Source organism: Phenylobacterium haematophilum (assembly GCF_014196295.1).
GTDB lineage: Bacteria > Pseudomonadota > Alphaproteobacteria > Caulobacterales > Caulobacteraceae > Phenylobacterium > Phenylobacterium haematophilum.
Window position 1 is genome coordinate 1 of sequence record NZ_JACIDK010000009.1, and the last position, 26,660, is coordinate 26,660.

The 26,660-nt window shown below is 67.9% G+C and carries 23 protein-coding genes; 6 read left to right on the top strand and 17 right to left on the bottom strand.

The window, feature by feature from the left end; translation table 11 throughout:
- Positions 1-90: 90 nt before the first annotated feature.
- Both GGQ61_RS19915 and GGQ61_RS19920 read right to left on the bottom strand, forming a co-directional pair.
- Positions 91-843: a helix-turn-helix transcriptional regulator gene (locus tag GGQ61_RS19915; RefSeq protein ID WP_183776741.1), complete on the bottom strand. Its 753-nt coding sequence runs from the start codon at positions 841-843 to the stop codon at positions 91-93.
- Positions 844-2,967, bottom strand: coding sequence for a heavy metal translocating P-type ATPase (locus GGQ61_RS19920; RefSeq protein WP_312161387.1), 2,124 nt, complete (start codon positions 2,965-2,967; stop codon positions 844-846).
- A 198-nt stretch (positions 2,968-3,165) separates the two neighbouring features.
- On the opposite strand from GGQ61_RS19920, the gene GGQ61_RS19925 reads away from it, so the two are divergent.
- Complete coding sequence (locus GGQ61_RS19925) at positions 3,166-5,094, top strand: cytochrome c/FTR1 family iron permease (protein WP_183776742.1); 1,929 nt, start codon at positions 3,166-3,168, stop codon at positions 5,092-5,094.
- A gap of 147 nt (positions 5,095-5,241) precedes the next feature.
- Here GGQ61_RS19925 and GGQ61_RS19930 read toward each other — a convergent pair whose 3' ends face one another.
- From GGQ61_RS19930 to GGQ61_RS19980, 11 genes are all read right to left on the bottom strand, one after another.
- Complete coding sequence (locus GGQ61_RS19930) at positions 5,242-5,628, bottom strand: copper-binding protein (RefSeq protein ID WP_183776743.1); 387 nt, start codon at positions 5,626-5,628, stop codon at positions 5,242-5,244.
- The gene (locus GGQ61_RS19935) at positions 5,625-8,783 is read right to left on the bottom strand and encodes an efflux RND transporter permease subunit (protein WP_183776744.1); all 3,159 of its coding nucleotides are present in this window, start codon (positions 8,781-8,783) and stop codon (positions 5,625-5,627) included. Before GGQ61_RS19935 ends, GGQ61_RS19930 begins: the two co-directional genes overlap by 4 nt.
- Entirely contained in the window at positions 8,780-10,255 is a 1,476-nt protein-coding gene (locus tag GGQ61_RS19940; RefSeq protein ID WP_183776745.1) for an efflux RND transporter periplasmic adaptor subunit, read from the bottom strand. The genes GGQ61_RS19935 and GGQ61_RS19940 overlap by 4 nt, the downstream gene beginning before the upstream one ends.
- A complete protein-coding gene (locus GGQ61_RS19945; RefSeq protein WP_183776746.1) occupies positions 10,252-11,478 on the bottom strand; it encodes a TolC family protein in 1,227 nt (408 codons plus the stop codon). The genes GGQ61_RS19940 and GGQ61_RS19945 overlap by 4 nt, the downstream gene beginning before the upstream one ends.
- A gap of 116 nt (positions 11,479-11,594) precedes the next feature.
- Positions 11,595-11,885 (bottom strand): hypothetical protein, encoded by a 291-nt coding sequence (locus GGQ61_RS19950; RefSeq protein WP_183776747.1) that lies wholly within the window; start codon positions 11,883-11,885, stop codon positions 11,595-11,597.
- Positions 11,886-12,002: 117 nt separating this feature from the next.
- Entirely contained in the window at positions 12,003-12,395 is a 393-nt protein-coding gene (locus GGQ61_RS19955; protein WP_183776749.1) for a hypothetical protein, read from the bottom strand.
- Between the two features lie 140 nt (positions 12,396-12,535).
- Complete coding sequence (locus GGQ61_RS19960) at positions 12,536-12,736, bottom strand: hypothetical protein (RefSeq protein WP_183776751.1); 201 nt, start codon at positions 12,734-12,736, stop codon at positions 12,536-12,538.
- Positions 12,737-13,284: 548 nt separating this feature from the next.
- The gene (gene arsC, locus GGQ61_RS19965) at positions 13,285-13,698 is read right to left on the bottom strand and encodes an arsenate reductase (glutaredoxin) (protein WP_183776759.1); all 414 of its coding nucleotides are present in this window, start codon (positions 13,696-13,698) and stop codon (positions 13,285-13,287) included.
- The gene (gene arsB, locus GGQ61_RS19970; protein WP_183776761.1) at positions 13,695-14,780 is read right to left on the bottom strand and encodes an ACR3 family arsenite efflux transporter; all 1,086 of its coding nucleotides are present in this window, start codon (positions 14,778-14,780) and stop codon (positions 13,695-13,697) included. Before arsB ends, arsC begins: the two co-directional genes overlap by 4 nt.
- A gap of 55 nt (positions 14,781-14,835) precedes the next feature.
- Complete coding sequence (locus GGQ61_RS19975; protein ID WP_183776763.1) at positions 14,836-15,375, bottom strand: arsenate reductase ArsC; 540 nt, start codon at positions 15,373-15,375, stop codon at positions 14,836-14,838.
- Between the two features lie 10 nt (positions 15,376-15,385).
- Positions 15,386-15,745 (bottom strand): ArsR/SmtB family transcription factor, encoded by a 360-nt coding sequence (locus GGQ61_RS19980; protein ID WP_183776765.1) that lies wholly within the window; start codon positions 15,743-15,745, stop codon positions 15,386-15,388.
- Positions 15,746-15,818: 73 nt separating this feature from the next.
- Between GGQ61_RS19980 and arsH the strand changes: the two genes are divergently transcribed.
- From arsH to GGQ61_RS20005, 5 genes are all read left to right on the top strand, one after another.
- Entirely contained in the window at positions 15,819-16,553 is a 735-nt protein-coding gene (gene arsH / locus GGQ61_RS19985) for an arsenical resistance protein ArsH (protein ID WP_183776772.1), read from the top strand.
- Complete coding sequence (locus GGQ61_RS19990) at positions 16,553-17,818, top strand: ATP-grasp domain-containing protein (RefSeq protein ID WP_183776776.1); 1,266 nt, start codon at positions 16,553-16,555, stop codon at positions 17,816-17,818. Before arsH ends, GGQ61_RS19990 begins: the two co-directional genes overlap by 1 nt.
- Positions 17,819-18,050: 232 nt before the next feature.
- Positions 18,051-18,920: a cation efflux transmembrane domain-containing protein gene (locus tag GGQ61_RS19995; RefSeq protein ID WP_183776781.1), complete on the top strand. Its 870-nt coding sequence runs from the start codon at positions 18,051-18,053 to the stop codon at positions 18,918-18,920.
- Positions 18,921-18,928: 8 nt separating this feature from the next.
- Positions 18,929-21,199 carry a methyltransferase domain-containing protein gene (locus GGQ61_RS20000; protein ID WP_183776785.1) on the top strand — a complete coding sequence of 757 codons (2,271 nt, stop codon included), beginning with the start codon at positions 18,929-18,931 and terminating at the stop codon, positions 21,197-21,199.
- On the top strand, positions 21,196-21,768 hold the full coding sequence (locus tag GGQ61_RS20005) for an MAPEG family protein (RefSeq protein ID WP_183776792.1): 573 nt from the start codon (positions 21,196-21,198) through the stop codon (positions 21,766-21,768). Before GGQ61_RS20000 ends, GGQ61_RS20005 begins: the two co-directional genes overlap by 4 nt.
- Before the next feature lie 366 nt (positions 21,769-22,134).
- On the opposite strand, the gene GGQ61_RS20010 is transcribed toward GGQ61_RS20005, so the two are convergent.
- The 4 genes from GGQ61_RS20010 to GGQ61_RS20025 are packed head-to-tail and all read right to left on the bottom strand — an operon-like array spanning position 22,135 to position 26,637.
- Complete coding sequence (locus GGQ61_RS20010; RefSeq protein ID WP_183776798.1) at positions 22,135-22,482, bottom strand: DUF3325 domain-containing protein; 348 nt, start codon at positions 22,480-22,482, stop codon at positions 22,135-22,137.
- On the bottom strand, positions 22,479-24,074 hold the full coding sequence (locus tag GGQ61_RS20015; protein WP_183776803.1) for a PepSY-associated TM helix domain-containing protein: 1,596 nt from the start codon (positions 24,072-24,074) through the stop codon (positions 22,479-22,481). The genes GGQ61_RS20010 and GGQ61_RS20015 overlap by 4 nt, the downstream gene beginning before the upstream one ends.
- Entirely contained in the window at positions 24,071-24,415 is a 345-nt protein-coding gene (locus GGQ61_RS20020; protein ID WP_221221166.1) for a hypothetical protein, read from the bottom strand. Before GGQ61_RS20020 ends, GGQ61_RS20015 begins: the two co-directional genes overlap by 4 nt.
- Before the next feature lie 2 nt (positions 24,416-24,417).
- The gene (locus GGQ61_RS20025) at positions 24,418-26,637 is read right to left on the bottom strand and encodes a TonB-dependent siderophore receptor (protein WP_221221167.1); all 2,220 of its coding nucleotides are present in this window, start codon (positions 26,635-26,637) and stop codon (positions 24,418-24,420) included.
- Positions 26,638-26,660: the final 23 nt, after the last annotated feature.

Here is a 26,660-nt window from a genome sequence, read left to right on the forward strand (position 1 = left end):
CTTCACCGACATCAATAGGGCTCCGTCCATCGAACCGAGCCCTATGAATCAGACATCTCACATCGTGAGAATCCTGAATGTCGATATCGCCTAGGCCTCGCCTGACGAACCCGCATGAACATAGCGGCTGCGTCGGGCCGGCGGCCTGGGTAGCCGCAAGGCGCTGGGCGCGATGCCGAACATCGCCCGCAGGGTTCGGGAAAAATGCGCTGCGTCGGCGAAGCCCGCACCGTGCGCGGCCGTGGTCGCGTCGTCGCCCGCCTTGAGGGCCTGGGCAGCCCAGCCGATCCGCCGCCAAAGCACATATCGCCGAAACGGCAGGCCCATGGCGTCCACGAAGAGGTGTCGGAAGCGCTCCGCCGACAGCCCCGTCTTCGCTGCAGCCGCCTCAAGCGGGACTGCGCCTAGGGGCAGCAGGCGGTCGATTTCCGCCAGGGCCGGCTGAAGTCGCGTCAGGGTCGGCCGCGGTGGGAGCGGGGTGTCTAGAACGCGCGCCCAGGTCCATGCGTCATGCCCAGCGAAGGCTCGTGCGACGATAACCGGAGGGGGGGAGGCGGCGGCCGACCACGACCGGGCGAACTGCAGCGGCAGCGAGGCGAGGGTCGGTTCGATAAACACGATCTCGGCTTCGGCCGCCGGCTCCAGCCGATGCGGAACCAGCGGATCGATGAGGATGACACGCCCGATCGCTCGCTGCCCGGCCGCGTCGATCACCGTCACGGGCGCCGGGGCGACCACTGCCTGCGCCGCCAGGTGCCGGTGGAGGCGGCTGTCGCCGACCGCTCCGCGCCAGATCGCCCAGTGATCGCCCGCCTCGAACGCGCCGGACCAGAGGCCGCCCATCTAGAGGTCTGACGAGCGGCTGCGTTCGAAGCGCAGCAGGCGCAGGGCGTTGGCAGTCACGAGGGCGGTTGCGCCCGTGTCGGCAAGGATCGCCATCCAGAGCGGCGTGGTTCCCATCAGGGTCGTTGCGAGGAAGACCGCCTTAAGACCGAGCGCGATGGCGACATTCTGCCAAATGTTACGCAGCGTGCCGCGCGACAGGCGCACCAGATCTGCGACGCCAGTCACCTTGTCGTTGAGGAGGGCCGCGTCGGCGGTCTCCAAGGCGACGTCGGTTCCGCCCCCCATGGAAACGCCGACCGAGGCCGCGGCGAGCGCCGGCGCGTCATTGATGCCGTCGCCGATCATGGCGATGGGACCGTGCGCACGCAGGTCCTGGATACGCGATAGCTTGACGTCGGGCAGCAGCTCCGCTTCGGCCTCGATCTGCAGCGCCTCGCCGATCGCTCGAGCGGCGCGGGCATTGTCGCCGGTCAGCATCACCGTGCGCAGGCCCATCGCGCGCAGTTGCGCCAGTCCTTGGACGGCGTCGGGGCGGGGTTCGTCGCGCAGAGCCAGGGCGCCGAGCGCGCGTTTGGATTCCAGCACCACAACCACGGTCTTGCCTTCGCTCTCAAGCGCCTGCAGGCGTGCGACCTGCTCGGCGCTCAACTGCGCCTGCTCGGCGGCGAAGCGTGGCGAGCCGACCGAAACAAAACCGCTCTTCAGGCGGCCGGTGACCGCTTTGCCCGGTGTGGCGGTCACGCCATAGGCGATAGGCAGCGTCAGACCATCGGCTTCGGCGCGGGCGATGATCGCTAAGCCAAGGGGATGGCTCGACCCCTTCTCGACGGCTGCGGCTTTAGCTAGCAAATCGCTTGGCTCGCCCTCGAAAGCGACAATGTCGCTGACCTGGGGGCGGCCGAGGGTCAACGTGCCGGTCTTGTCGAAGGCCACCGTGGCGACCTTGCCGAGCGTTTCCAGGGCCGCGCCGCCTTTCACGAGCAGACCCTTGCGCGCACCCGCGGCGAGGCCGGACGCAATCGCCGCTGGGGTCGAGATAACCAGTGCACAAGGACAGGCGATGAGCAGAACCGCCAGGCCACGGTAGATCCACGTATGCCATTCCGCGCCCAAGAGGAGGGGGGGCAGCACGATGATCAGGGCGGCGACCGCCATCGCGGCGGGCGTGTACCAGGCGCTGAAGCGGTCGATGAAACGGGCCATCGGCGCGCGGGCGCCTTGGGCCTCCTCGACCAGATGGATGATCCGCGCGATCGTGTTGTCGGCGGCGGCCTTGGTGATGGCGACCCGCAGTTGGCCGTTGCCGTTGATGCTCCCGGCATAGATTTCTGCTCCCGGTTCCTTCGTCACCGGGACGGACTCCCCCGTAACGGGGGCTTGGTTGACCTCCGAGGTCCCGCTGATCACTTCGCCGTCAGACGGCGCGCGATCGCCGGGGCGGATCACCACGATATCCCCGACCGCCAACTCGGCGGCGGCGACCTGTTCAATGACGCCGTCGCGCTCGCGCAAGGCCGAGCGGGGGACGAGATCGACAAGAGCGCGAATACCCGCTCGGGCCTTCGACGCAGCCACTCCCTCCAACAGTTCGCCGACCGTGAAGAGAAAGACGACGACCGCCGCTTCCTCAGCCTCGCCGATGGCGATCGCGCCGGCGGCGGCCACCGACATCAGGGTTTCAATGCTGAACGGCGTGCCGGACACCGCGCCGGCGATCGCGCGTCGGGCGATGGGCACTAGGCCCACCAGGGTCGCGATCGCGTAGACCCATGTGGTCCATTCCGGCGCCAAGCGCGCGATCACGAAGGCAACAGCCAACGCCAGGCCCGAGGCCAGCGCCAATTGCGCCTTGCGCGATCGCCACCAGATTTCGTCGCTGGGCGCGCCAACTTCGGAGATGGGTCCGCCATCGTCGCTCGGCGTGTAGCCCAGTCCGCGAATGCGTTCCCGAATGACGATCGGCGACGTGCGATCGGCGTCATAGGCGAGCGTCAGCCGCTGCAGGCTGTAGTTCACGTCGATATCGCTGACGCCCGGGACTCGCTTGAGCGCGTTCTCGATTTTCGTCGCGCAGGCGCCACAGTCCATCCCGTCGACGCGCAGGGTCAGAGCTGTGCTCACGATGCGCCTCCCGATCTGGTGGAGGCTACCTCTCGCCGAACCGTGATCATTGACCTCTCCTCCGATACACGATCGCGCGACGGTACATCCTCAAGTCGCTAGAGGATCAAGCGGCCGTCGTCACTGGCAGGCTTGAGGTCGTGGCTCGCCAAGCGGCGCAATGCCCTGATAAGGAGAATTGATAGCATCAGGTTCTCCATGCGCATCCTGTCCAACTTCGTCGCCGCTGTCGTTGCGGCCCTGTCATTCCTCGTGTTGCCGGCCATGGCGCAGGAGAGCAGTTCGGCGCAGACCGCGTGGCGACTGCTGGACTATGTCGCGGTCGACTACGCCGGCGCCGTCGACAACGGGCAGGTCATTAGCCCAGCCGAGTATGCGGAGATGGTGGAGTTCGCCGGGGCGGTCCGCGCGCGCCTTGCCACCTTGCCGGCGACTCCGGCTCGCCCGCAGCTCGTACGTGACGCCGCTGCGCTGGAGGCGGCGGTTCTGGCCAAGGCTCCACCGGCCCAAGTGAGCCGTGACGCCCACAACTTGGCGAGCGCGCTGCTGGCCGCCTATCCAACGCCTCTGGCTCCGCGCATGGTTCCGGACCTGAACCGCGCCGCGCGTCTCTACGCCGAGCAGTGCGCGGCCTGCCACGGCGCCAACGGCGCCGGCGACGGGCCGAACGCCGAAGGACTCGACCCGCCCCCGATCGCGTTCACCGACTTGGCGCGAGCGCAGCAGCGGAGCCTCTTCGGTCTCTATCAGGTCATCGGGCAGGGCTTGGACGGCACGGCCATGGCCAGCTACGCACATCTCTCAGAATCGGACCGCTGGGCGCTCGCGTTCTACGTCGGAGGCCTCGCCTATGAAGACGCTCAGACCAAGGCTGGCGAGCGGCTCTGGCGCCAAGATGCGGAAGTCCGCGCTCGGTTCAGCACCCTTGCGGCGCTGACCCAGACGACGCCGCAGGCCCTGGCCGCCGACTTCGGCCCCGAAAAGGCGCAGGCGCTCACCGCCTACCTTCGTAAGACGCCGAAGGCGCTCTCGGGACAGGGCCCCAATCTTGATCTGGCGAGGGCGCGGCTTGCAGAGAGCGCCACGGCCTATGCGGGGGGCGACCCGCGACGGGCGACTGACTTGGCGCTGTCGGCCTATCTCGACGGCTTCGAGCCGGTCGAGCCGCTTCTCAAGGCGCGCGATCCGGCGCTGATGAGCCGGATAGAGAGCGGTATGGGCGCCTATCGATCAGCGATAGCAGCCGGTCAGCCCGTGGCTGCGGTGCAAGGCCAGGCCGAACAGCTCGCCGCCTACATGGACGCCGCCGAGCGCGCCCTTGCGCCCGAGAAGGCCAGTCAGGCCTCTGCATTCCTGGGCGCCTTCACGATCTTGCTGCGCGAGGGCCTAGAAGCGCTGCTGGTGGTAGTGGCGATGGTCGCCTTTTTGCGCAAGGCTGGGCGGGCCGATGTCCTGCCCTATGTGCATGGCGGCTGGAGCGCGGCCCTGGGCGCCGGGGTACTGACCTGGGCGGCCGCTACCTATCTGATCTCGATCAGCGGCGCGAGCCGCGAGCTGATGGAGGGCTTCGGCTCGATCATCGCCGCTGTAGTGCTGGTTTCGGTCGGAATCTGGATGCACGGCAAGAGCCGCGCTGATGTCTGGCAACGCTACATCCGCGATAAGCTCTCCAAGGCCCTGTCGCGAAAGTCGGCCTGGTTCCTTTTCGCCTTGGCCTTCCTGGTCGTTTACCGGGAGGTCTTCGAAACCATCCTCTTCTACGCCGCGCTCTGGAGCCAGGGTGGACATATGGCGATGCTGGCTGGCGCCGCCTCCGGCGCGGTCGTGCTGGCGGTGGTCGGTTGGGCGCTCTTGCGCTACAGCCGCAAGCTCCCCATCACCCAGTTCTTCGCCTTCAGCTCAATTCTCATCGCCATCCTCGCGGTGATCCTCGCGGGCAAGGGCGTGGCCGGGCTTCAGGAGGCCGGGCTTTTGGGAATTCGGCCTATCGCAGGACTGCCGCGGATCGAGATCCTCGGCCTCTATCCGACCTGGCAAGGTGTCGCCGCCCAATTTGCAACACTTCTGGTGATGGTGTTCGGTTTCATTCGAAACAGCCGAACCGCGTCCGTACGTGCCTCGTCGTAAGGGAGGCCGGACACGGGCGATTGCTCCATTTCGCTTCGGTCGCGTTGTAGGGCGGCCGTGCGTCCAGAATGGTCGCCGGGCGTTGCGCGAACGCTGGTGCTCACAGCGCGGCTGAGTGGTGGGCGACTTTCGTCGCCCACGCTGAGCTTACTGCTTCTGGATCGCGGTGATCTCGCCGGCTCCATCCTTGACGGTCAGGTCGAAGGCGACCTTGTCTCCGACCTTCACGGACTGAGCCAGTTCTGGCGTGGCCTTGAAGCCCATGGTCATTGCCGGCCAGCTCACCTCAGGGATCTCCTCGTGGTCGAGCGTGATCGTGCCGGCCGCAACGTCGACGGCTGTGACGACGCCCTTCGCCTTCACAGATTTGGCGGCTGCTGCATCGGACGCCATGCTGGCCATATTGTCTCCAGCCGGCATTGCCGGAGCGGGGGCAGCAGGAGCTTCCGCGGCCTTCTGTTCGGCCGGTTGGCCGCAGGCCGCCAGCGCGAGGGTCAGGCCGAGGCCCATGACAGTCAGGGTGGTGCGCTTCATCGGATATCTCCTTGTCTGGAAGCGGGTGGGAAGGGCGTGTGCGAGGATCTGCGGCGGAGCAGCAGATAGCCGGCCGGGATGACCAGCATGGAGAGCAAAGGGGCGGTGAGCATGCCACCGATCATCGGGGCGGCGATCCGGCTCATGACCTCTGAGCCGGCGCCATGCCCGATCAAGATCGGGGCGAGGCCGGCGAGGATCACCGCCACGGTCATGGCCTTGGGGCGTACCCGCAGCAGGGCCCCTTCGCGGACGGCGGCTTTGACCTGGTCAGGGGAGGGATGCTCGCCCCGGTCTTTCAGCGCATCCTTCAGATAGATCAGCATCACGACGCCGAACTCGGCGGCGACGCCGGCGAGCGCGATGAGGCCCACGCCTGTAGCCACCGACTGGTGATAGCCGAGCAGATAGAGCGCCCAAATGCCGCCTGTGAGCGCGAAGGGCAGGGTCGCCATGATCAGGGCCGCCTCGTCGAAGCGCCGGAAGATCACATAGAGCAGGACGAAGATGATCAGGAGCGTCGCCGGCACGACAAGCTTCAGCCGTTCGACCGCCCGCTGCAGATATTCGAACTGGCCCGAATAGGCGATTGAGACGCCGGGCGAGAGCTTCACGTCCTTGGCGACGGCGTCCCGCAGGTCGGCGACGACGGAGGTCAGGTCGCGGTCTCGCACATCGATATAGACCCAGGTCGAGAGCCGGCCGTTCTCGGTCTTGAGCATCGGCGGTCCGTCGGCGATTTCGATCCTTGCCACCGTCCCGAGCGTGATCTGCTGCCCGGCCGGAGTGAGGACCGGTAGGTTGCGCAGCCCCTCCAGGCTGTCGCGGCTCTCGCGCGGATAGCGGACATTGATCGGATAGCGGGCTAGGCCCTCGACGGTCTGGCCGACAGTCTCGCCGCCGATGGCGCCGGCGACGATCTCCTGTACGTCGGCGATGTTGAGCCCGAAGCGGGCCGCGGCGGCGCGGTCGATGTCGACATCGACATAGCGCCCGCCGGTCAGCCGTTCGGCCAGGGCCGAGCTGACGCCGGGAACACTCTTGGCGGTCGTCTCCACCTCGCGGGCGATGCGGTCGAGCTCGGCGAGGTTAGCGCCCGAGACCTTCACCCCGATCGGGCTCTTGATGCCGGTCGCCAGCATGTCGATGCGGTTGCGGATCGGCGGAACCCAGACATTGGCCAGGCCCGGGACCTTCACCGCACGGTCCAGCTCTTCGACCAGCTTGTCGGGCGTCATGCCGGGCCGCCACTCGCTGCGCGGCTTGAACTGGATGGTGGTCTCGAACATCTCCAGCGGCGCGGGGTCGGTGGCGCTCTCGGCGCGGCCGGCCTTGCCGAATACGGTCTTCACCTCCGGCACGGTCTTGATCAGCCGGTCGGTCTGCTGCAGCAGCTCGCCGGCCTTTTGCGCCGAGAGCCCGGGCAGGGCCGAGGGCATGTAGAGCAGGTCGCCCTCGTCCATGGCCGGAATGAACTCGCCGCCAAGCCGGCTGAGCGGCCAGGCCGTGGTGGCGAAGACCAATGCAGCGATGATCAGGGTGGTCCGCGGACGGTCCATCACCCAGTCCAGGGCCGGCTTGTAGGCGGCGGTCAGCCACCGGTTCAGGGCGTTGTCGCTTTCGCGCGGGATGCGGCCGCGGATCAGGTAGCCCATCAGCACCGGGACCACGGTCACCGACAGGATCGCTGCTCCAGCCATGGCGTAGGTCTTCGTGAAGGCCAGCGGCGAGAAGAGGCGGCCTTCCTGCCCCTGGAGCGTGAAGACCGGCACGAACGAGAGGGTGATGATCACTAGGCTGAAGAACAGGGCCGGGCCGACCTCGGCCGCGGCGTCGGTGATGACCCGCCAACGGGTTTCGCCCTCGAGCGGCTGGCCGGGGTGTTCCTCCTCCCAGCGCTCGATCTTCTTGTGGGCGTTCTCGATCATCACCACGGCGGCGTCGACCATAGCCCCGATGGCGATGGCGATGCCGCCCAGCGACATGATGTTGGCGTTGACGCCCTGGGCGCGCATGACGATCAGCGCGAACAGCACGCCCAGCGGCAGGGTCAGGATCGCCACCAGCGCCGATCGCGCGTGCCAAAGGAAGATTGCGCAGACCAAGGCGACGACCACGAACTCCTCGACCAGCTTCTCGCGCAGATTGGCGATCGCCCGGTCGATGAGCTGGGATCGGTCATAGGTGGTCACAACCTCGACGCCGGGCGGCAGACTCTTCTTCAGGTCCGCGAACTTGGCCTTCACGGCGGCGATGGTCTCCCGCGCGTTCTTGCCCGAACGCAGGATCACCACGCCGCCGGCGACCTCGCCCTGGCCGTTCAGTTCGGCCAGGCCGCGGCGCATCTCCGGACCGAGCTGGACGATGGCCACGTCGCCCAGCCGCACCGGCACGCCCCCGGCGGCGGTCTTCAGCGGAATGGCCCGGAAGTCGTCGAGGCTGGTGAGATAGCCGGAGGCGCGGACCATGTACTCGGCCTCGGCCAGCTCCAGCACCGAGCCGCCGGTCTCGCTGTTGGCCCGCTGTATCGCCTCTACGGCCTGGCGGTGGGTGATGCCGTAGGCGGCGAGCTTCACCGGGTCGAGCACGACCTGGTACTGCTTGACCATGCCGCCGATGCTGGCGACCTCCGCCACGCCCGGCAGGCTCTTCAGCTCATAGCGCAGGAACCAGTCCTGCAGGGACCGCAACTCCGACAGGTCATGGCGGCCGGTGCGGTCGACCAGGGCGTATTCGTAGACCCAGCCGACCCCGGTGGCGTCCGGCCCCAGCGCCGGCTTGGCCGCTTCCGGCAAGCGGGCCTGGACCTGGTTCAGGTACTCCAGCACCCGCGAGCGGGCCCAGTAGAGGTCGGTCCCGTCCTCGAAGATCACATAGACGAAGCTGTCGCCGAAGAACGAGTAGCCGCGGACGGTCCTGGCGCCCGGTACCGAGAGCATCGTAGTGGTCAGCGGATAGGTGACTTGGTTCTCGACGATCTGCGGCGCCTGGCCGGGATAGGGGGTGCGGATGATCACCTGCACGTCGGATAGGTCGGGCAGGGCGTCGACTGGTGTCGTGCGCGCCGCGAGCGCGCCGGCCGCGATAAGCGCCACGGCGGCGAGCAGAACGAAGAAACGATTGCGGACCGACCAGCGGATCAGGGCGGCGATCATCGCGCCGCCCCCATCCGGGCGATACGACGCACGACGGCTCCATCCGGCCGCTGCTCGAAGCCGAACGCCACCTGGTCGCCGACCTTCAGGCCCTTGGCCAGGGCGGCCGGCTCCAGCTTGAAGGTCATGGTCATGGCGGGCCAGCCAACCGCGGGCACGGGCTCATGACTGAGGGTGATGGATTCGGCCGACAGAGCCTCGATCCGACCCCGCGTCTCATGGAGCGCGCCCGGCGCCGTGGTCGGCGTACCCGCACCGGTCGCGAGCGGCCGCGCCTGCAGCCCGGCGAGGCTCGCTTCGGAATCGATCAGGAATTGGCCGGAAGCAACGACCTGCTGGCCTTCGCTGAGGCCGGCCAGGATTTCGGTGCGCTCGCCGCTCTCGCGGCCGACCCGAACCTCCACCGGCGCGTACCGGCCTTGCTCGCCGGCCACCATGACGAGGCTGCGCTTGCCAGTGCGGATCACCGCCTCGGACGGCACGGACAAGGCCGTCTGCGCCTCGCCGCCGAGATGGACCGTGGCGAACATCCCAGGCCGCAGTCGTCCGCTAGGATTAGGCAGCTCCGCCCGAACGGTGAGCGTCCGGCTCTCCGCCTGGGCGGCCGGCAGGATGGCTGCGATCCGGCCGCTAAAGGTCTCGCCGGGGAATGCAGCGAGAGTTGCCGTGACGGCCTGGCCGATCTTGATCTGATTGGTCTGGGCCTCCGGGACCGCCGCGTTGAGCCAGACGCTTGAGAGGCCCGACACCTGCGCAAGGGTCTGCCCCGCGCTGACGGTCATGCCTTGGCGCACGTCCAGGGTCTGGAGTGCGCCGCCGATCGGGGCGCTGACCGTGATGACGTTGCGGGGGCGACCGGTGCGAGCGACCTGGTCGATCAGCGGATCCGGCATACCCAGCAGCGCCAGTCGCTGGCGGGCGGCAGCCTCCAGCCTCGCGTCGCCAGACTTTCGCACCGCGAGGTACTCGGCCTGGGCGCCGCTCCAGGACGGCACGAGCAGGTCGGCGATCGGCGCTCCGGCGGCGATGACATCGCCAGGCGCGCGGGCATGGACCCGTTGCACAAAACCGTCGGCCCTGGCCTGGACGATGGCGACGCTGCGCTGGTTGAAGTCGAGGACGCCTGTCGCCTCGACGCTCTGGGCGAACGCGCTGCGCTCGACCCGGGCCAACCTCACGCCGAGGTTCTGCGCCGCCGCTGGGTCGATCCGCACGCCGCCGCCCGCTTCGGTCTCGTCGGCGTACTTGGGGATCAGGTCCATATTCATGGACGACTTGCCGGGCCCCGGATAGCGCTCCATTGGGACCATCGGATCGTACCAGTAGAGGATCTTGCGCCCCTCCGATCCGGGCGTGCCGGCCGATGGGGCTGGGAGCCTCTGCAAGTGAGCCAAGCCATAACCGAGCCCGCCGGCGGCGAGGGCGACCACGGCCGCGGCGGCGGCGAGCTGAGTGCGGGAGAGGGCGATCATTGGGCGTCGCTTCCGTAGGTCTGGACGATGCGGACCGCGTCGCGCTGGACGGCGGCCTCGCGGTCGAGAATGTCGATCTTGGCTTCGGCGAGGGCGACCAGCGCGCCCAGTACGTCCGACAGCCCCGCCGTGCCGGCGGCATAGCTCGCCGTCTCCAGGTCGGCGCGGCGGGCGGCCAGCGGCTCCAGGGTCGTGCGGCCGCGCATGAGACGGTCGTGATGCATGGCGTGGTCGGCGAGGTCGGCCTCCAGCGCTGCGGCCAGCGCCCGGCGCGCCGCCTCCCGTTCGTAGCGGACGCGGGTGGCGCTGGAGGCGCGAGCGGCGACCATCGGGTCCTGTCGTTTGGCGGCGAACAGCGGCAGGCTGACCGACGCACCAAGCGAGACCATGTCGCCATACATCGGGTCGCGGTGCTGGTAGGTGAGATCCCAGCTCCAATCCGGCCGCTTCTCCGCCTTTGCGGCCGAGACATCGGCGTCGGCTTGGCGGCCGGCGGCGTCATAGGCCCGGAGCGCGGGCAGCCTCTCGAGGCCGGCGCGCAAATTGGCCGGATCGACTTGGAAGTTCGGCGGGGGGCCAGCCACATCAGCATCGGCCTCGCCAGTCCAACGAACGAGTTCAGCCCGGGCCCTGCCAACCGCGGCGACCAGTTCGGCGCGCCGATCGTCGAGGGCGGCGCTGAGTTGGTCTGGCTCGAGGGCTTGGGCGAGCCGCGTCGATCCGGACGCCAGTTGCGACGGCGCGCTGGCGCGCAGGGGCGTGAGGGCGCGCTCCACCTCATCCAACGCCGCGAGCCGCTTCCTGGCGTAGAAGAGGTCGATCCAGGCCAGGGAGGCCGCAAGACGGACCGCCCGCGCCTCGACCCGTGCGCCGGCCTCGGCTGCCTCTATGTCTGCGGTGGCGCGTTCACGGTCCGCGCGGCGTTTGGCGGAGCTGGGCATGTCCTGGCTCACACCGACCGTGGCCATGGTCATGCTGTCGCGGTCGAAGGTCCCCGCTGGAGGTCCTGAGATCGGGAAGTTGCCGAGACCCACGGCGAGCTTCGGGTCGGGTAGGCGGCCAGCGGATACGGCTGCGGAGCGCGCCGCGGCGACATCGGCGTCCTTGCTCAAGAGGCTTGGCGCTGAGGTGTCGGCGAGCCTGAGCGCGGCATCGAAGGTTAGTGGCGCAGCCTGGGCCGCGCCGCCTAACGCCGCGCAGGCCAGGGTCAAGACAAGACGCATCGGAGTTCCGGTCGTGATCATGATGAAACGAGGGCCGGTAGCGCCGACGGTTGATCACCGCCGGCGCCCCTGCATCCCCGCGCCAGGGGATAGACGGCGCGGGGATTGGCAGTCGGCTAGCCCTTCGGCTGCGGGCTGTGGCGGCCCATGCTCATGCACATGTCGCGCATGGCCGCGTCGCTCTTCATCATCGGGCAGTCGCAATCCGCCGCCCGTGCCTGGTCACCCGCAGCGGGCGAGCCTGGGACCTTTTCGACTGTGCGGAAGTAGTCGTGCGGGTTCGAGGACGGCGGGGCGACCCGCAGGCGGTAGTCGCCCTGCGGCTCAGCGGCGGCCGCATGGGCCGCGGCTGACAGGCCGAGCGTCAGCGCCGCAGCGCTGATCGCAGTGAGTGTTCGGAAGGTCATGATCCTTCTCCATGCCGATGGCGCCCGTCCGACGGACGGGCTGATCTGATTGAGCGGCGTCATGCGCGCGTCCGCGGTCGCTCGTTGAGAGCTCCTGCAGACGCTGACGCCAGCGCGTCAGGCCAGCGGTCTAGGAGGATGGAAGAGCAAGGGGGCGAGCACGCCCTCGCGCGTTAGGTCGGAGAGCGCGAAGTGCACGCCCTCGTAGGTGAACGTATGCGGGATGCTCGCAATCGCCGGAACTGGCGGCGGCACCGTGGCGCAGCCCATCTTACCAATGCAATCGAGCGTGACGCCCTTACATGGTGTCGGCTTGGAGACCGGCCTGGGCGCATCGGCCATTTGCGACATGCCAGGCATATCGGCGCAGTCCATCCCAGCCATTGCAACGTGGTCAGCCGGTGCAGCCGCCTCGACCATCGCCATCATTGGCATAGCACGCGCCGTCGTCTGGCCGACGAAGCCGACCAGGGCGAGCGCTGCGACGACGATGCGGATCAGGTTCCACATGAGGCGATAGGGGTATGCCCGAGCTTCGGTTTGCGCAAGGTCACAGTTCGGCGGCGACGGCCTGGACGATCAACCGGGCCGTCATTGAGCAATACGCGGCGCCTGCGCCGATCCCTCGGAATCGACGCAGACTAGGTGCGTCAGCGAGGCCGCTCGACCGCGACGGCGTCGGCCTTTTCGCCTTCGGCCGCGAGCGGTTCACGGGTCACCGTGCGGAAGTAGTCGTGTGGGTTCGAGGATGGCGGCGCGGTGCGATAGGCGTACTGTCCGGACACGGCGCAGGCCCCGGTCGCCAGCGGCAGGCTGAGCGCCAAGGCGGTGATGGTGAAGCGAATGGTCATGGGTCTTCCCCAAGATTGATGGATCCGCCGGGCGGTGAGCCGTCCCGGCGAGACGGCGCCTGGGCTGGGGCCGGATCTCGCTCGCGAGCGGCCGGCGCAGGCGCGGTGGAACCGACGATTTCGTCGTCGGCCTCAGGCCAACAGTTTCGGGGGCCGATCTGGGCCGGGAGGCCTATGGGGATGCACGGCGGGACCGTTTCCAGGCTCAGGCGCCACTTGAGCGGCTAGGGCCGCCCCACTCGGCGTCGCCGACAGCACTGCGACCGCGCCGGCACAGATGCTTGCGCACGTTGCGGCGCAGTTCTTCAGCGCCTTGTCGCAGCAGGGAGTGATCGGGGCGCTCGGCTGTTCGCCGGGAGGCTCATCCATGGACGCCATGGCGTTTGGCCTTGATGCCTCCACGCCGCACTCAATGGTCGCCGCCGAGGCGGTGATCGGGCTGGCCACCAGGGCCAGAATGGCGAGGATGGCGATTAGAAGTCGCGCCATACGGACATTATCCGCCCGATTGGCTGAAGTGTCACTGGCGGGCGGAGCTTCCGCGCGACTTAGAGGCGGACGACCTCGCCGTCTTCTTTCGTGAAAGTCTCCGGTGCGCGGTCGAGCAGGTCGAGAACCGCTTCCGAAGGCCGGCACAACCTGACGCCCTTCGGCGTCACGACGATCGGCCGGTTCACCAGGATCGGGTGTTCGACCATTGCCGCGAGCAGCGCATCGTCGCTGACATCGGGATCTAGGAGGCCAAGTTCGGCGGCCGGCGTGCCTTTCTCGCGCAGGATGTCGCGCGGTGCGGCGTGCATCTCGCTCAGAAGATGGACAAGCTGTTCGCGGGTCCAGCCGGCCTCGAGGTACTCGACGACGGCCGGCTCGTAGCCGGCCGCCTGGATCATCGCCAGGGCGTTGCGGGAGGTGCCGCAGGCCGGATTGTGGAAGATGGCGATCGGAAATTCGGATGAGCTCATGACTTCACCGGCGAGGCTTTCGGAGTTGGGGTCTGTTCGCGGGCGGCCACCCGGCGCACGGCGCCGCCACGCTCGTACCAACCCTTGCTGGCGTTCACGATCGCGACGACCGAGAGCATGACCGGGACTTCGATCAGAACGCCGACGACGGTCGCCAAAGCCGCGCCCGACGTGAAGCCGAACAGGCTGATGGCGGCGGCGACCGCCAGCTCGAAGAAGTTGCTGGCCCCGATCAGGGCCGACGGCCCGGCGACGCAGTGGGCTTCACCGCTAGCGCGGTTAAGCAGATAGGCCAGCCCGGAGTTGAAGTAGACCTGGATCAGGATCGGAACGGCCAGCATGGCGATGATCGCCGGCTGGGCGATGATCTGCTGGCCCTGGAAGCCGAACAGCAGGACCAGCGTCGCCAGGAGCGCGATGATCGAGACCGGGCCGAGCGTGGCGAGCGCGCCTTGCAGCGCAGCTTCGCCGCGGGTCATCAGGGCCTTGCGGGCGACCTGGGCGATGATCACCGGAATGACGATGTAGAGCCCGACGGAGAGCATCAGGGTCTCCCAGGGCACGGTGATCGCGGAAATGCCCAGCAGCAGACCGACGATCGGAGCAAAAGCCACGATCATGATGGCGTCGTTCACCGCGACCTGGCTGAGCGTGAAGTTCGGCTCGCCGCGCGTCAGGTTGCTCCAGACGAACACCATCGCGGTGCAAGGCGCAGCCGCGAGTAGGATCAGCCCGGCGATGTAACTGTTGATCTCGCCGGCCGGCAGGTAGGGGCGGAACAGATAGCCGATGAAGAAGGCGCCCAGGGCTGCCATCGAAAACGGCTTCACCGCCCAGTTGATGAACAGGGTCACCCCGATCCCGCGCCAATGGCGGCCGACCTGGCGCATCGCGCCGAAGTCGACCTTCATCAGCATCGGAATGATCATCAGCCAGATCAGGACGGCGACCGGCAGATTGACCTTGGCGACCTCGGCCGAGCCAATCAGCTGGAAGGCAGGCTGAAAGAAGTGGCCCAAACCAATGCCGAGCACGATGCAGAGCGCTACCCAGAGGGTCAGGTAGCGCTCAAAAAGCGACATGGCTTTCGGCGCTTCGGGCGCCGTCTGTTCACGCGACACAGTCATCCTCTCAAAGTCATTCGGTCCCGGCGGGCTCGCCCTGGGTCTTGCCGATGTCGTCCAGGCGCTTCTGCAGCGAGAGGCTGTCGAGCGAGGTGATCGGCAGGTTCACGAAGATGCTGATGCGATTGTTCAGCATCCGGTAGGCGTCGGCGAAGGCGAGGGTCTTCTCGGCCTCGCTACCCTCGACCGCTGCGGGGTCAGGCAGACCCCAATGGGCGCTCATCGGCTGACCCGGCCAGATCGGGCAGACCTCGCCAGCGGCGTTGTCGCAGACGGTGAATACGAAATCGAGTTCGGGGGCCTCGGGGTTGTTGAGCGCGGCGAACTCGTCCCAGGGCTTCGAGCGCAACTGGTCGGTCGGGTAGTTGAGCTTCTGCAGCAGCGTGATGGCGTAGGGATTGACCTTGCCGGCCGGCATGGAGCCGGCGGAGTAGGCTTTGAACTTGCCCGCCCCGACCCGGTTCATGATCGATTCCGCGAGGATCGATCGCGCCGAATTGCCGGTGCAGAGGAAGAGGACGTTGAAGGGCAGCTTCTTCTCGGGGTGGAGCATGGCGCGTTCCCTAGGCTTTGACGAGGTCGTCCGCGCAGCAGGCGCTGCGGCTGAGCATGTCGGCCAAGGGCGCGCAGATCTCCGGCGATCCGGCGCAGCAGTCTTCCATCAGGAAGGCCAGCAGCGCGCTCATGGCGTCGTAGTGGGCGGTGTAGATGATCGAGCGGCCTTCGCGGCGCGAGCCGACCAAGCCGGCATGGCTCAGGACGGTGAGGCTCGCCGAAAGCGTGTTCGGCAAAATCTCAAGCCTGCGAGCCAGCTCTCCGGCCGCCAAACCAGACGGGCCGGCTTGAACCAACAGGCGGAAGGCGGCGAGGCGGTTTTCGTGGGCGAGCGCGGCGAGGCTGGTGACGGCGGCTTTCATTTCCATATTTCCAACATACATGAAATATGCGACCGTTCAATGACGCTCGCGCTAGCTGCTTCGCAAAATTGAGTACCCGATGACCGATTTTCCGGCCCTTGAGCCGCAGTTCCTTGACGCCCCGACGCTCGCCAAGCTGGAGCCGCCGAAGGTCTCCTCGCACCCGCCGCGCATCCTGCTGCTCTACGGCTCGCTGCGCGAACGGTCCTACAGCCGCTTCCTGACCGAGGAGGCCGCTCGCATCCTTGAGCGCCTTGGCGCAGAGACGAAGATCTTCGATCCCACCGGCTTGCCTCTGCCGGACGCGGAGTCGCCCGATCACCCCAAGGTGCAGGAACTGCGCGCACTGTCCCTCTGGTCGGAAGGCCAGGTGTGGTGCAGTCCCGAACGCCACGGCGCGGTCACCGGGATCATGAAGGCCCAGATCGACTGGATTCCTCTGGAGGTCGGCAGCGTTCGCCCGACGCAAGGACGCACGCTGGCGGTCATGCAAGTCAGCGGCGGCTCACAGTCGTTCAACGCCGTGAACACGCTGCGCCTGCTGGGACGCTGGATGCGAATGATCACCATTCCGAACCAGTCCTCGGTGGCCAAAGCCTATCAGGAGTTCGACGAGGCCGGCCGCATGAAGCCGTCGGCCTACTACGATCGGGTGGTCGACGTGATGGAGGAACTGGTGAAGTTCACTCTGCTGACCCGAGGCCGCTCCGACTATCTGGTCGACCGCTATAGCGAGCGGAAGGCCGAGGGGCGGGTGACGGTCGGCGACGAACTGGGCGCCATCGCCATGGCTCATGAGCGGAAGGCCAGCTAGTGCGGCCGCTCACTCAGGAAGAGCAGCTCAACCGAGATTGCTTCTGTATCGACGTGGATCCGGACCACGTCTGGTCGATTGTCGACCGGGCAGGGGGCGGCGTCGTCCCGCTCGACGTGCTGAAGGCCGCACGTCCGCACCTCTTCTCCGAGGCCCCGGTGTTCCTGTCGGCCGCCGACCTGGCGGCGATGCAAGCCGTCGTGGCGGCCATCGAGGCGGTCGCAGAGTTGCCTGCCTTCCAGGACCTCGTGCTGGGCTGGGCGCCAGAGATCGCGAAGGCTGACCCTGGGCCGCGCGGCGCCTTCATGGGCTACGACTTCCACCTGACCCCTGAGGGGCCCAAGCTCATCGAGGTCAACACAAACGCCGGAGGCGCCTTCCTGAACGCCTTGCTGGCGCAGGCCCAGGTCGCCTGCTGCCCTCAGGTGCGGGCGCTCGTGCCGGCGGCGACGCCGTTGGAGGATTTCGAGGCCGCCGCCTGGCGCATGTTCGAGGCCGAGTGGCGACTGCAGGGAAGGGCAGGGCATTCGCGCGTTGTCGCCATCATCGATGAGCGGCCGGAGGAGCAGTATCTCTATCCCGAGTTCCTGCTGGCCCAGGCCTTCTTTGAGCGCCACGGCGTGGAGGCGCTGATCGCGGATCCCCGAGACCTGCGCTTAGAAGGCGGGCGCCTGCGCCTGGGCGGCGTGGCCATCGACATGGTCTACAATCGCCTGGTCGACTTCTCGTTTTGCCGGCCCGAACACGCCGTCCTTCGGCAGGCCTATTCGACCGGCGACGTGGTCGTGACTCCCAACCCGCGCAATCACGCCCTGCTGGCTGACAAGCGCAACCTGACGATACTGTCGGACCCACAGCGGTTGGAAGAGCTGGGTGTTCCAACGGGCCTCCGCCGCGCGTTGGCTCGCCTACCTGATGCGCGCCTGGTGACGCCCGAGAACGCCGACGCGCTTTGGCGGGGGCGAAAATCGCTGTTCTTCAAGCCGGCGAACGGCCATGCCGGGAAGGCGGTCTATCGCGGCGACAAGCTGACGCGCGGCGTCTGGGAGACGATCGTCCGGGGCGGCTACATCGCTCAGGACTTTGCGCCGCCCAGCGAGCGCCACGTCCAGGTCGACGGTGACCCGCAGCCCCGAAAGATGGACGTCCGCCTCTACACCTATGCCGGCGAGACGATGCTCGCCGCCGCGCGTCTCTATCAGGGCCAGACGACCAACTTCCGGACGCCGGGAGGCGGATTTGCGCCGGTGATCACGCTCGCATAGTTCGAAGCGCCTGAACGTGCAGGGAGGCGCTTTCATGATTCACGCGTGCGAGTTCGGCGAGACCTAGGTCTCTTCGTGACACGCAAGGGCGACGCGGCAGATCGAGGGCTAAAGAAGCCCGGCAGCGTGTGCGCTTGGCGGTGGGAGGCGAGTGGGTCCGGCGCGCATTTTTCTGGTTGATCCTCTAGCAGCTAGAGCAATTAGGGTCGGCTTGGAAACAAGGTCGCCCACGATGACGAAGACCGACGCTAGCGCCCTAGACGTGGTTCGCTACCGGATCACCGGCATGGACTGTGGCGACTGCGCCGCCAAGATCGAGAAGGCGGTCGGCAAGCTGCCCGGCGTAGAGGAAGCACGCGTCTCCATCGCCACGTCGCTGATGACGCTGAAGCTTGACAACCCGGCGCTCCGCGCGCCGACGGTCGAGCAGGCGGTGGAGTCGCTCGGCTATCGGCTCGACCGGCTGCGAGAAGCGGTTACGGACGACGACGATTTGCCGGACCTCAGTCATGTTACGCCGGCCTACAAGCGGGCGCTCTGGCTCGTCGTTTTGATCAACGCTGGCTATGGCCTGGTCCAGATGGCCGCCGGTTTTGTGGCAGGCTCGCAGGCGCTTAAGGCCGACGCATTGGACTTCATGGGCGACGGGACCATCACCTTCTTGGGCCTCCTGGCCATCGGCTGGTCGCTCGTTTGGCGCGCGCGCTCCGCCCTCATGCAGGGCGTATTCCTAGGGCTGCTGGGCGCCGGCGTCCTGCTCAACACGGCCTATCGGGTGCTGGTGCTCAACCGTCCGGAGGCCGAGATCATGGGGGTCTTCGGCGTGATCGCCCTGGTCGCCAACGTGATCGCCGCGCTCCTGCTCGTGCCGCACCGGAGCGGCGATGCTAACGCGAAGGCGGTCTGGCTGTTCTCGCGCAACGACGCGCTCGGCAACCTCGCCGTAGTCATCGCCGCGGGCCTCGTCGCCTGGACCGGCACGGCCTGGCCCGACCTCGTCGTGGCCGTGATCATCGCGGGCCTCTTCCTTCAATCCTCCTGGTCGATCGTCCGCCATGCGCGGACGGACCTGCGCGAGGCGCGCCTCTTGGCGGCGGCATGAGTGCGGGGATGAGACGCGGTCCAACGCCATTGTCTCCCAGGGCGCCGCTGGGATTGCCGGCGCGGGCGGTCAAAGATCTGCATCAGGCCGTGGCGCACGCCAACGCCGGTCGCTGGACGGACGCCCGGGGCTATGCAGAGAGGGTCCTGGCCGTGCAGCCTCGGGACCCGTCGGCCATGAATGTGCTCGGCACGGTCGCGTTGAACACGGGGCGCGCCGGGGAGGCCATCACGTGGTTCGAGCGGGCGGCGACAGGGCAGCCGAAAAATCCGTTCATTCAGTACAACCTGGGGGAGGCCCACCGGCGCGCGCAAGCTTACGAGGCTGCCGCCGCGGCGTTCGTACGCGCCGGCCGGCTGAAGCCGGATTTCGCCGAGGCCTTCGCCGCCGCCGGGGACACGCTTCGGCGGCTCGGCCGAAGCGGCGAGGCCGAGGCTCACTACAAGAAGGCGCTTCGAATCGCACCGGCCTTGGCCGCGGCGCTGAGCGGGTATGGCCTGTTGCGCCTCGGCGTCAGCGATCCGGCCGGCGCCGCCGACCTCTTCGCTGCGGGCCTGAGTGCAACGTCGCTCGGCCATCCATTGCGAGCCGCCCTGCTCACGAACCTCGGCCTTGCGCTTCTGCAGCTCGGGCAAGGTGTTGGGGGGCTCGACGCGCTCGCGCAGGCCGTGGAGGCAGCCCCCGACGACGACGGGGCTTGGCGGCGGTTGGCCCGGGCGCTGCGGCACACGCGCGTGGCTCCGGCGACGCCCGTCTTTCGCGCGCTCCTTCTCCAGCTGTTCGATCGCACTGACGTCAATCCCCGCAACCTGGCGACCGCGGCCATCGCCGTCCTGCGTCAGGATCCGGAGATCGATCGGCTCCTCGGATCGATCGCCGTTGCCCCGCGGATGTTGGCGAAGACGCTGGAGCGCGAGGCCGCGGCCGCCACTCGGCTGGTGGCGGATCCGCTGTTCCGAGGCCTCCTGGCCTCAGCGCCGATCCCGGACGTCGGGATCGAGTTGCTGCTTGTGCAACTGCGGGCGGATCTTCTGGTGCTTGCAGACCGAGAACCCGAGGCGCTCGAAGGGGAGCTCGGCCTCGCGGTTGCGCTCGCCCGGCAGGCGTTCCTCAACGAGTACGCCCACTTCGCCGAAGCGGAGGAGCAACGGCGGGTGGACGCCCAGATCGCCGCCCTCGACCACGGCGAACTGGACGCTGGAGACGCGGCGCGGGTCGCGATCGTGGCCGCCTATCGGCCGCTGGCGTCGACGCCCTTAGCCGCGCGTCTCCGGGCCAGGCCCCTGCCGGCGCTTGCCGACCTGCTGCGCGAACAGCTAGCCGAGCCGGCCGAGGAGGCGGCGCTGCGCGCCGCCCTTCCGATTCTCAAGTCTCCAACCGACGCCGTCTCGCTCGCGGTCCGGGCGCAGTACGAGCAGAATCCCTATCCCCGCTGGACCCGCGGCAGCCTTGACGAGCCGCTGGCCTTCCGCTCGGCGGTGCAGAGCGCTGTCCCGGACTTGCCGGCCTGCGAGGTTCCTGACCTTGAGCGGCCGCGCGTGCTTGTGGCCGGCTGCGGCACGGGCCTCGAAACCCTGCGCGTGGCGAACATCTACCGCGGCGCCTCGATCCTTGCCGTCGACCTCAGTGCGACGAGCCTCGGCTACGCCATGCGCAAGGCCCGGGAATACGAGCTGACCGAGGTCCAGCACCTGCAGGCCGACATCCTCGACCTGCCAGCGCTCAGCGAGCGCTTCGACCTAATCGACAGCTTCGGAGTGCTGCACCACATGGCCGATCCGGCCAAGGCGCTGCAGGTTGTCGCCGAGTTGCTCAAGCCCGAAGGATTCCTTCTCGTTGGTCTCTACAGCGAGATCGGCAGGCAAGCGGTGGTGGCGGCGCGAGCGCACATCGCGCGGTCCGGCTATCGGGATGACGCCGAAGGCATACGGGCGTTGCGGCGGGACCTGATGCTCGACGGCGAGCCGCCGGAGCTGGAGGGCGTGATGAGCCCGGCCTCCGACTTCTGGACGCTCTCGGACTGTCGGGACCTACTGTTCCACGTGAACGAGCATCGCTTCACCCTGCTGCAGGTCGGCGAATTGCTGGGCGGTGCCGGGCTCGAGTTCCTCGGCGTGCAGTTCGGCCATGCGGCCGATCAGGCGCGTTACCTTGCGGAGAACCAGCGAACGGCCGCCCTGCGCGATTTCGAGCGTCTGCATCGGTACGAGCTGCAGTATCCCGAGACCTTCGGGGACACCTATCGGCTCTGGGCCCGTCCTAGGAGGCCATCGAGGTGAGACAGCCCCTTGTGTCGCCGCACGTCGACCTTCCGAAGGAGCAGCGAGCCGTGCTTCAGCAGTCGCTCCTGGCCTTAGCCGTCTGCGCCCCGATCCTCGTGATCGCTAGCCTGGGCCTGCCCAGGATCTTCACCTTTCCCGAGCCCCTGGTGGAGCGACTGGCCTTCGCACTCAGGGCCGGACTCGTAGTCGTGCTTTGGGTCGTGCTGGGCGTGCGGATGGTCGCCAAGGTGCGGTTTGAGTCCGCGGAGGACAATGCAGGTTCCGCCTACAGCCGGCCAAGTCCTCGCCTAGCGGTGCCAAGAGCCTTCCTCCAGAACACCCTCGAACAGGCGTTCATCACGGTCGTCGCAATCCTCGCACTCGCTACGGTCGGCGGCGAAGCGGCGCTAGCCTACGTTATTGCGACCGTCGTGCTCTTCAGCCTCGGGCGGGTGACTTTCCTGCGCGGCTATCCGCATGGCGCGGGCGGTCGCGCCTTCGGCATCGCCATGACGGTGCTCCCCGGCCTCGGCGCCATTGGCTGGGCGGCGATCGACGTTGCGTCCGAGGTGGCGGCCTTGGGCTGAGCTCGACTCCATCCGCCGCCACAGGTGGTGAAGCCGTGACAGTGCTGCCGCATCGAAGCGGCTGGACCCCGCCGCATATGTCGCCGTACCGCACGAGTTACACAGTCGGTTACACAGCTCGCTTGACGCGGAAATAAAATATATTAGAATCAAAAGATTGGTGGAATCGGAGGGGACTCAAAATCCGGTTCCGAAAGGAGTGTCGGTTCGAGCCCGACCGCCCGCACCAACTCTTCCTCTCCGATGGCCGGCGCCTCGCCGGCGTGATCCGCCGCTCGCCGACGAATCGCCGAACTCAGGATGCGCGTGCAGGGTCTCCAGCATCTCATGGCAGCCGAGGTCGGGCGCGGCGCGGCGCGGGTACTCCTACCTGATCGACAGCAACAGGGCGCTGGCCGCCAGCATCGCGCCGACGAAGGCCGCGCCGGCGCCGGCCTGGGCGACCTGCCGGGGGCGGTAGGGCGCGACCAGGGTCAGGGTGAGGGCGGCCAGCGAGATCGCCCCGACCCACTCGACCGAGCCGAACCTCCAGCCGTCGGCCCAGACCGCGCAGGCATAGGCGGCGGCCAGGCCCGCGGCCCCGCCCCAGCGCACCTGGCGCTGGCGCAGCGGCTCGAGCTTGGCGCCCAGCAGTTCGGGCTGGTGCTTGGCCATCGAGGCGCAGATGCCGACGAAGCCGGCATAGGCGAAGAGCAGCATGGCGAGGTGGATCATGCGGCCTCCGTGGCGACGGCGGGAGCGGGCGTCTTGCGCTTCGGCTTGGCCGCCGGCTTGTAGCGGGCCGCTTTCCAGCCGCAGAAGGCCAGCAGGGCGCCCAGCGCCACCAGGGTCAGGTCGAAGGCGACCATCGCCCAGTCGCCGCGCATGGCGTTGGCGAAGAGGTTGCGCTGCGGCGTGGTGACGGCGCTGACGATCGGCAACGCCGCGACCATGAACGCGGCCAGGCCCAGGGTCTCCATCCAGGCCTTCTTGCTGGGCCGCAGGCAGGCGTAGAGGATCATCCCGCCCCAGAGGATGAACATGCTGTGCACCTCCCAAGGCGAGCGGTTGGCCATGTCGACCGGCAGGAGGCGGTTGGCCCACAGCATCGCGGCCATGCCGGCCGGCACGCCGGCGATGGTGCCGATGTTTAGCTTCTCGACCAGGCGGAAGCCGAAGTGCGGGCGCTCGGGATCGGGCAGCTTCTGGCGGCGGGCGACCGACCACAGGACGAGGCCCGTGGCGACCATGGCGCAGCCGGCCAGGCTGCACAGGAAGTAGACCCAGCGCAGCACCGGCTCGGCGAAGCGGCCCATGTGCAGGCCGTACATCGCCCCGCCGGTCACGTTGGCCGGCCCCGGCTCGGGCGAGCGCGACATCAGCTTGCCGTTGGCGTCGAAGGTCAGCGAGCCGCCGCGATACGAGAGATTGTCGCCCGAGTGGCGGGTCACCTCGATGCGTGCCGCCGCGTCGCCGGGATTGCTGACGTTGATGATCCACGGGCGGCCGCCGCCCCAGGCCTTCGAGGCCTCGTCGAGCACCTTGGGCAGCGGGGCGAGCGGGGCGGCGACGCCGGTGCGCTCGACCTCTTCGGCGCGCGGGAACACGGCTTTGAAGTAGGCGTCATCGGAGGTGTAGTTCGCGAGCACGCCCCAGGGCATGTACAGCGCCATCAGCGTGACGAGGCCGGTGTAGGTGATCATCGCGTGGAACGGCAGCGCCAGGACCGCGGTCATGTTGTGCGCGTCCAGCCACGAGCGCTGGGCCGCCTTGGTCGGCCGGAACGTGAAGAAGTCCTTGAAGATGCGCTTGTGGGTGATCACCCCGGAGACGATCGCCACCAGCATGAACATCGCGCAGAGCCCGGCGAACCACCGGCCCCAGATGACCGGCAGGTAGTGCATCTGGAAATGGAAGCGATAGAAGAACTCGCCGCCGCGGGTCTCGCGCGGCTTGACCACCTCGCCCGTGGCCGCGTCCAGGGTCGCCTGGGTGTCGCGGTTGCGGCCGCCGCGGCGCGGCTTTTCCTCCTCGCCCGGCTTGGGTTGCGGCTGCCAGAACACGCTGGCGGTCGCCTCCCGTTCGTCGGGCAGGGTGATCGACCAGCTCTTGGCGTCCGGGGCGACCTTCGACAGGTACGCCGCCGCGCCGGCTGCGGCGATGTGATAGTCGGCCGGCATACCCGTTTCCGGCTCCATCCAGCGGGTGATCTCGGGGCGGAAGTAGGTGGCGGTTCCGGTGAGGAACATCGCCAGCAGCACCCAGCCGACCAGCAGGCCGCTCCAGGTGTGCAGCCAGGACATCGACTGGCGGAACGACCCGTTCATATCCGCGGCTCCACGATCAGCGAGATCCACAGGACGGCGCACAGCGCGGCGCAACCGACGGCCAGGCCCAGCCACACGCGCCAGGTCTTCGGGTCGGCGAAGCCCCAGATGACCACGGCGGCGTAGACGGCGAAGGACAGCAGGGTGGCGGCGATGGTCGCTTCCTCCGCCCCGCCCGGCAGCAGCCGGGCGAGCACGGCGGTCGAGAGCGCCGCGAAGACGTAGCCGACGATAATGGCCGCCACGGCTCTGGCGGCCACGTCCAGCCGCTGGCGCAGGGTGGGGCCTTTCGGCCCCTTGCGCTTGGCCGCCGGCGGCGGCGCGGTCTGCGCGACGCTCATGGTCAGAACGCCGCCCGCAGGGTCAGCGTCACCTTGCGCGGCTCGCCGTAGTAGCCGCCGTTGTAGAAGCCGACGCGGCGATAGTAGGTCTCGTCGAACAGGTTATCGACGTTGAGCGTCGCGCTGAGCTTCTCGTTGAAGCGGTAGCGGGCCATCAGGTTGGCCAGCACGTACGAGCCTTGCGAGACATTGACCCTCAGGGTCGGCGGGTTGGTTCCCGGCGCGCTGGTGTTGCCCGGAACCGGGATCGTCGCGAGGGTGTAGATCTCGCTCTGCCAGTTCAGCCCGCCGCCGATGGTCAGCCCCTCGAGGCGGCCCGTCAGGTCGTAGCTCGTGTAGATGCGGGCGATGTTGCGCGGGTTCAGGGTGTTGATCCGCACCTTCGCCGCGTTCTCGGTGTAGGCGTAGGTGTAGCCGCCGGCCACGCGCCAGCGCGGGGTCAGCTGGCCGGTGATCTCGGCCTCGAAGCCGCGGGTCTCGGCGCCGGTCACCGCGCGGTAGGCGGTGCCGCCGTCCGGCAGCAGGAAGCCGTCGGGCACGGTCGGATCGACCTCAGCCAGATTGTCCTGCTGGACGTAGAAGCCGACCACGGCGGCGTAGAGCTGGCCGTCGAAGAATTCGCCCTTCAGGCCGCCTTCGTAGTTGGCGCCGATGACCGGCGGCAGCTGGTCGTTGTTCTTGTCCTTGTTGCTCTGCGGCTTGAACAGGTCCGAGTAGCTGACATAGGCCGAGATCTGCGAGGTGATGTCGAAGATCGCCCCGAAGTAAGGGGTGAACTTGTCCTCGGAGTAGGCGTTGGCCGTCCGGTCGTAGACGCCGGACAGCTTGTAGCGGTCGCTCCGGGTCTCGTACTGGCTGCTGCGCGCGCCGAGGATGATCTTCAGCCGGTCGGTGGGGTTGAGGCGGACCGCGCCGTAGACGCCGGTCTCCTTGATGCGGTCGATCTGGGCCGGGGTGCCGTAGCGCAGCAGCACCGGCTCGGGAATGCGGCCGTCCCAGGTGAAGATGTTCGGGATGGTCATCGCGTACGGGCGCTTCGAGGCGTCGATCGAGTCGTTCAGCGTCGTGCCGTCGCGGTCATAACCGTTGGCGCCGATGACCAGCTCATGCTTGCGGCCGAACAGCTCGAGCGGACCGCTGGCGTAGACGTCGAACGCCGTCTCGTCCTGCTGGTAGACGTTGAAGTAGTCGGCGACGATCAGGCCGCTGCCGTTGTTGCGGTCCGGATAGCCGCCGTAGCCGTAGTAGAGCTTGGCCGTGGAGTCGCTGTCGCGCTTGTTGTAGGCGGCGCGGAATTTCCAGTCGCCCGGCAGGTCCTGTTCCAGCACCGCGTAGTAGTTGGTGCTGTTGCGGTCCCAGGTGCTCCAGCGCGCGGCGGCGTTGTACGAGCGGTCGAAGCTGGTCGGCGACCCGTCGCGGTAATAGAGCGGCGAGGTGCCCCAGGTCGTGCCCTTCGGCGTCACCTCGGTGTAGTCGACGCCGACCCGCACCAGGGTGCTCTCGGTCACGTCGGCCTCGATCACCGCCATGCCGATCTTCTTCTTCTCCTCGTAAAAGTCGATGTACGATTCTCGGTCCTCGAAGGCGCCGGAGAGGCGGGCGCGCACGCGGCCGTCGGCGAAGATCGGGCCGGAGACGTCGGCCTCGATACGGCCGCGGTTCCAGTTGCCGGCCAGGGCGGCGACCGAGGCGGCGAACTCGCGGGTCGGCGCCTTGCGCAGCAGGTTGACGGTGGCGGACGGATCGCCCGAGCCGGTCACCAGGCCGGTCGCGCCGCGCACGACCTCGACGCGGTCGTAGAGCACGGTGTCGCCCATGACGCTGTTGCCCGACGAATAGGCCGTCGGCACGCCGTCGAGCTGGAAGTTCGAGATCGAGAAGCCGCGCGAGGTGAAGTTCACGCGGTTGGAGTCGTTTTCCTGCACGGTGATGCCAGTGGTCTGTTCCAGCACGTTGGCCACGGTGACGAGGCCGAAGTCGTCCATGCGTTCGCGGGTGATCACCGTCACCGATTGCGGCGTCTCGCGCAGCGACAGCGGCAGCTTGGCGGCCGACTCCGTGGTCTTGGCGGCGTAGCCCTCCTTGACCCCGGTGACAGTCACGCCCTCGACGGCGCCGTCGGCGGGCGCCGCGTCGGCGAAGGCTGGAGAGGTCAGGGCCGTGCCCGACAGCAGGATCATGGCCAAGGCGGCCGGGCGGAACTTGGAACGCGTACTGGACAACGACTACCCCCGTTACTGGCCGC

Bases quoted from the DNA above. Each gene is read 5' to 3' on its own strand.
- GGQ61_RS20015 (WP_183776803.1), bottom strand. From the start codon at position 24,074: ATGAACGGGTCGTTCCGCCAGTCGATGTCCTGGCTGCACACCTGGAGC.
- arsH (WP_183776772.1), top strand. From the start codon at position 15,819: ATGACCGATTTTCCGGCCCTTGAGCCGCAGTTCCTTGACGCCCCGACG.
- GGQ61_RS19935 (WP_183776744.1), bottom strand. From the start codon at position 8,783: ATGATCGCCGCCCTGATCCGCTGGTCGGTCCGCAATCGTTTCTTCGTT.
- GGQ61_RS19950 (WP_183776747.1), bottom strand. From the start codon at position 11,885: ATGACCTTCCGAACACTCACTGCGATCAGCGCTGCGGCGCTGACGCTC.
- GGQ61_RS19975 (WP_183776763.1), bottom strand. From the start codon at position 15,375: ATGCTCCACCCCGAGAAGAAGCTGCCCTTCAACGTCCTCTTCCTCTGC.
- GGQ61_RS19930 (WP_183776743.1), bottom strand. From the start codon at position 5,628: ATGAAGCGCACCACCCTGACTGTCATGGGCCTCGGCCTGACCCTCGCG.
- GGQ61_RS19940 (WP_183776745.1), bottom strand. From the start codon at position 10,255: ATGATCGCCCTCTCCCGCACTCAGCTCGCCGCCGCCGCGGCCGTGGTC.
- GGQ61_RS20010 (WP_183776798.1), bottom strand. From the start codon at position 22,482: ATGATCCACCTCGCCATGCTGCTCTTCGCCTATGCCGGCTTCGTCGGC.
- GGQ61_RS19980 (WP_183776765.1), bottom strand. From the start codon at position 15,745: ATGGAAATGAAAGCCGCCGTCACCAGCCTCGCCGCGCTCGCCCACGAA.
- arsB (WP_183776761.1), bottom strand. From the start codon at position 14,780: ATGTCGCTTTTTGAGCGCTACCTGACCCTCTGGGTAGCGCTCTGCATC.
- GGQ61_RS19915 (WP_183776741.1), bottom strand. From the start codon at position 843: ATGGGCGGCCTCTGGTCCGGCGCGTTCGAGGCGGGCGATCACTGGGCG.
- GGQ61_RS19945 (WP_183776746.1), bottom strand. From the start codon at position 11,478: ATGCGTCTTGTCTTGACCCTGGCCTGCGCGGCGTTAGGCGGCGCGGCC.
- arsC (WP_183776759.1), bottom strand. From the start codon at position 13,698: ATGAGCTCATCCGAATTTCCGATCGCCATCTTCCACAATCCGGCCTGC.
- GGQ61_RS19960 (WP_183776751.1), bottom strand. From the start codon at position 12,736: ATGACCATTCGCTTCACCATCACCGCCTTGGCGCTCAGCCTGCCGCTG.
- GGQ61_RS19955 (WP_183776749.1), bottom strand. From the start codon at position 12,395: ATGTGGAACCTGATCCGCATCGTCGTCGCAGCGCTCGCCCTGGTCGGC.
- GGQ61_RS20020 (WP_221221166.1), bottom strand. From the start codon at position 24,415: ATGAGCGTCGCGCAGACCGCGCCGCCGCCGGCGGCCAAGCGCAAGGGG.
- GGQ61_RS20000 (WP_183776785.1), top strand. From the start codon at position 18,929: ATGAGACGCGGTCCAACGCCATTGTCTCCCAGGGCGCCGCTGGGATTG.
- GGQ61_RS19925 (WP_183776742.1), top strand. From the start codon at position 3,166: ATGCGCATCCTGTCCAACTTCGTCGCCGCTGTCGTTGCGGCCCTGTCA.
- GGQ61_RS19995 (WP_183776781.1), top strand. From the start codon at position 18,051: ATGACGAAGACCGACGCTAGCGCCCTAGACGTGGTTCGCTACCGGATC.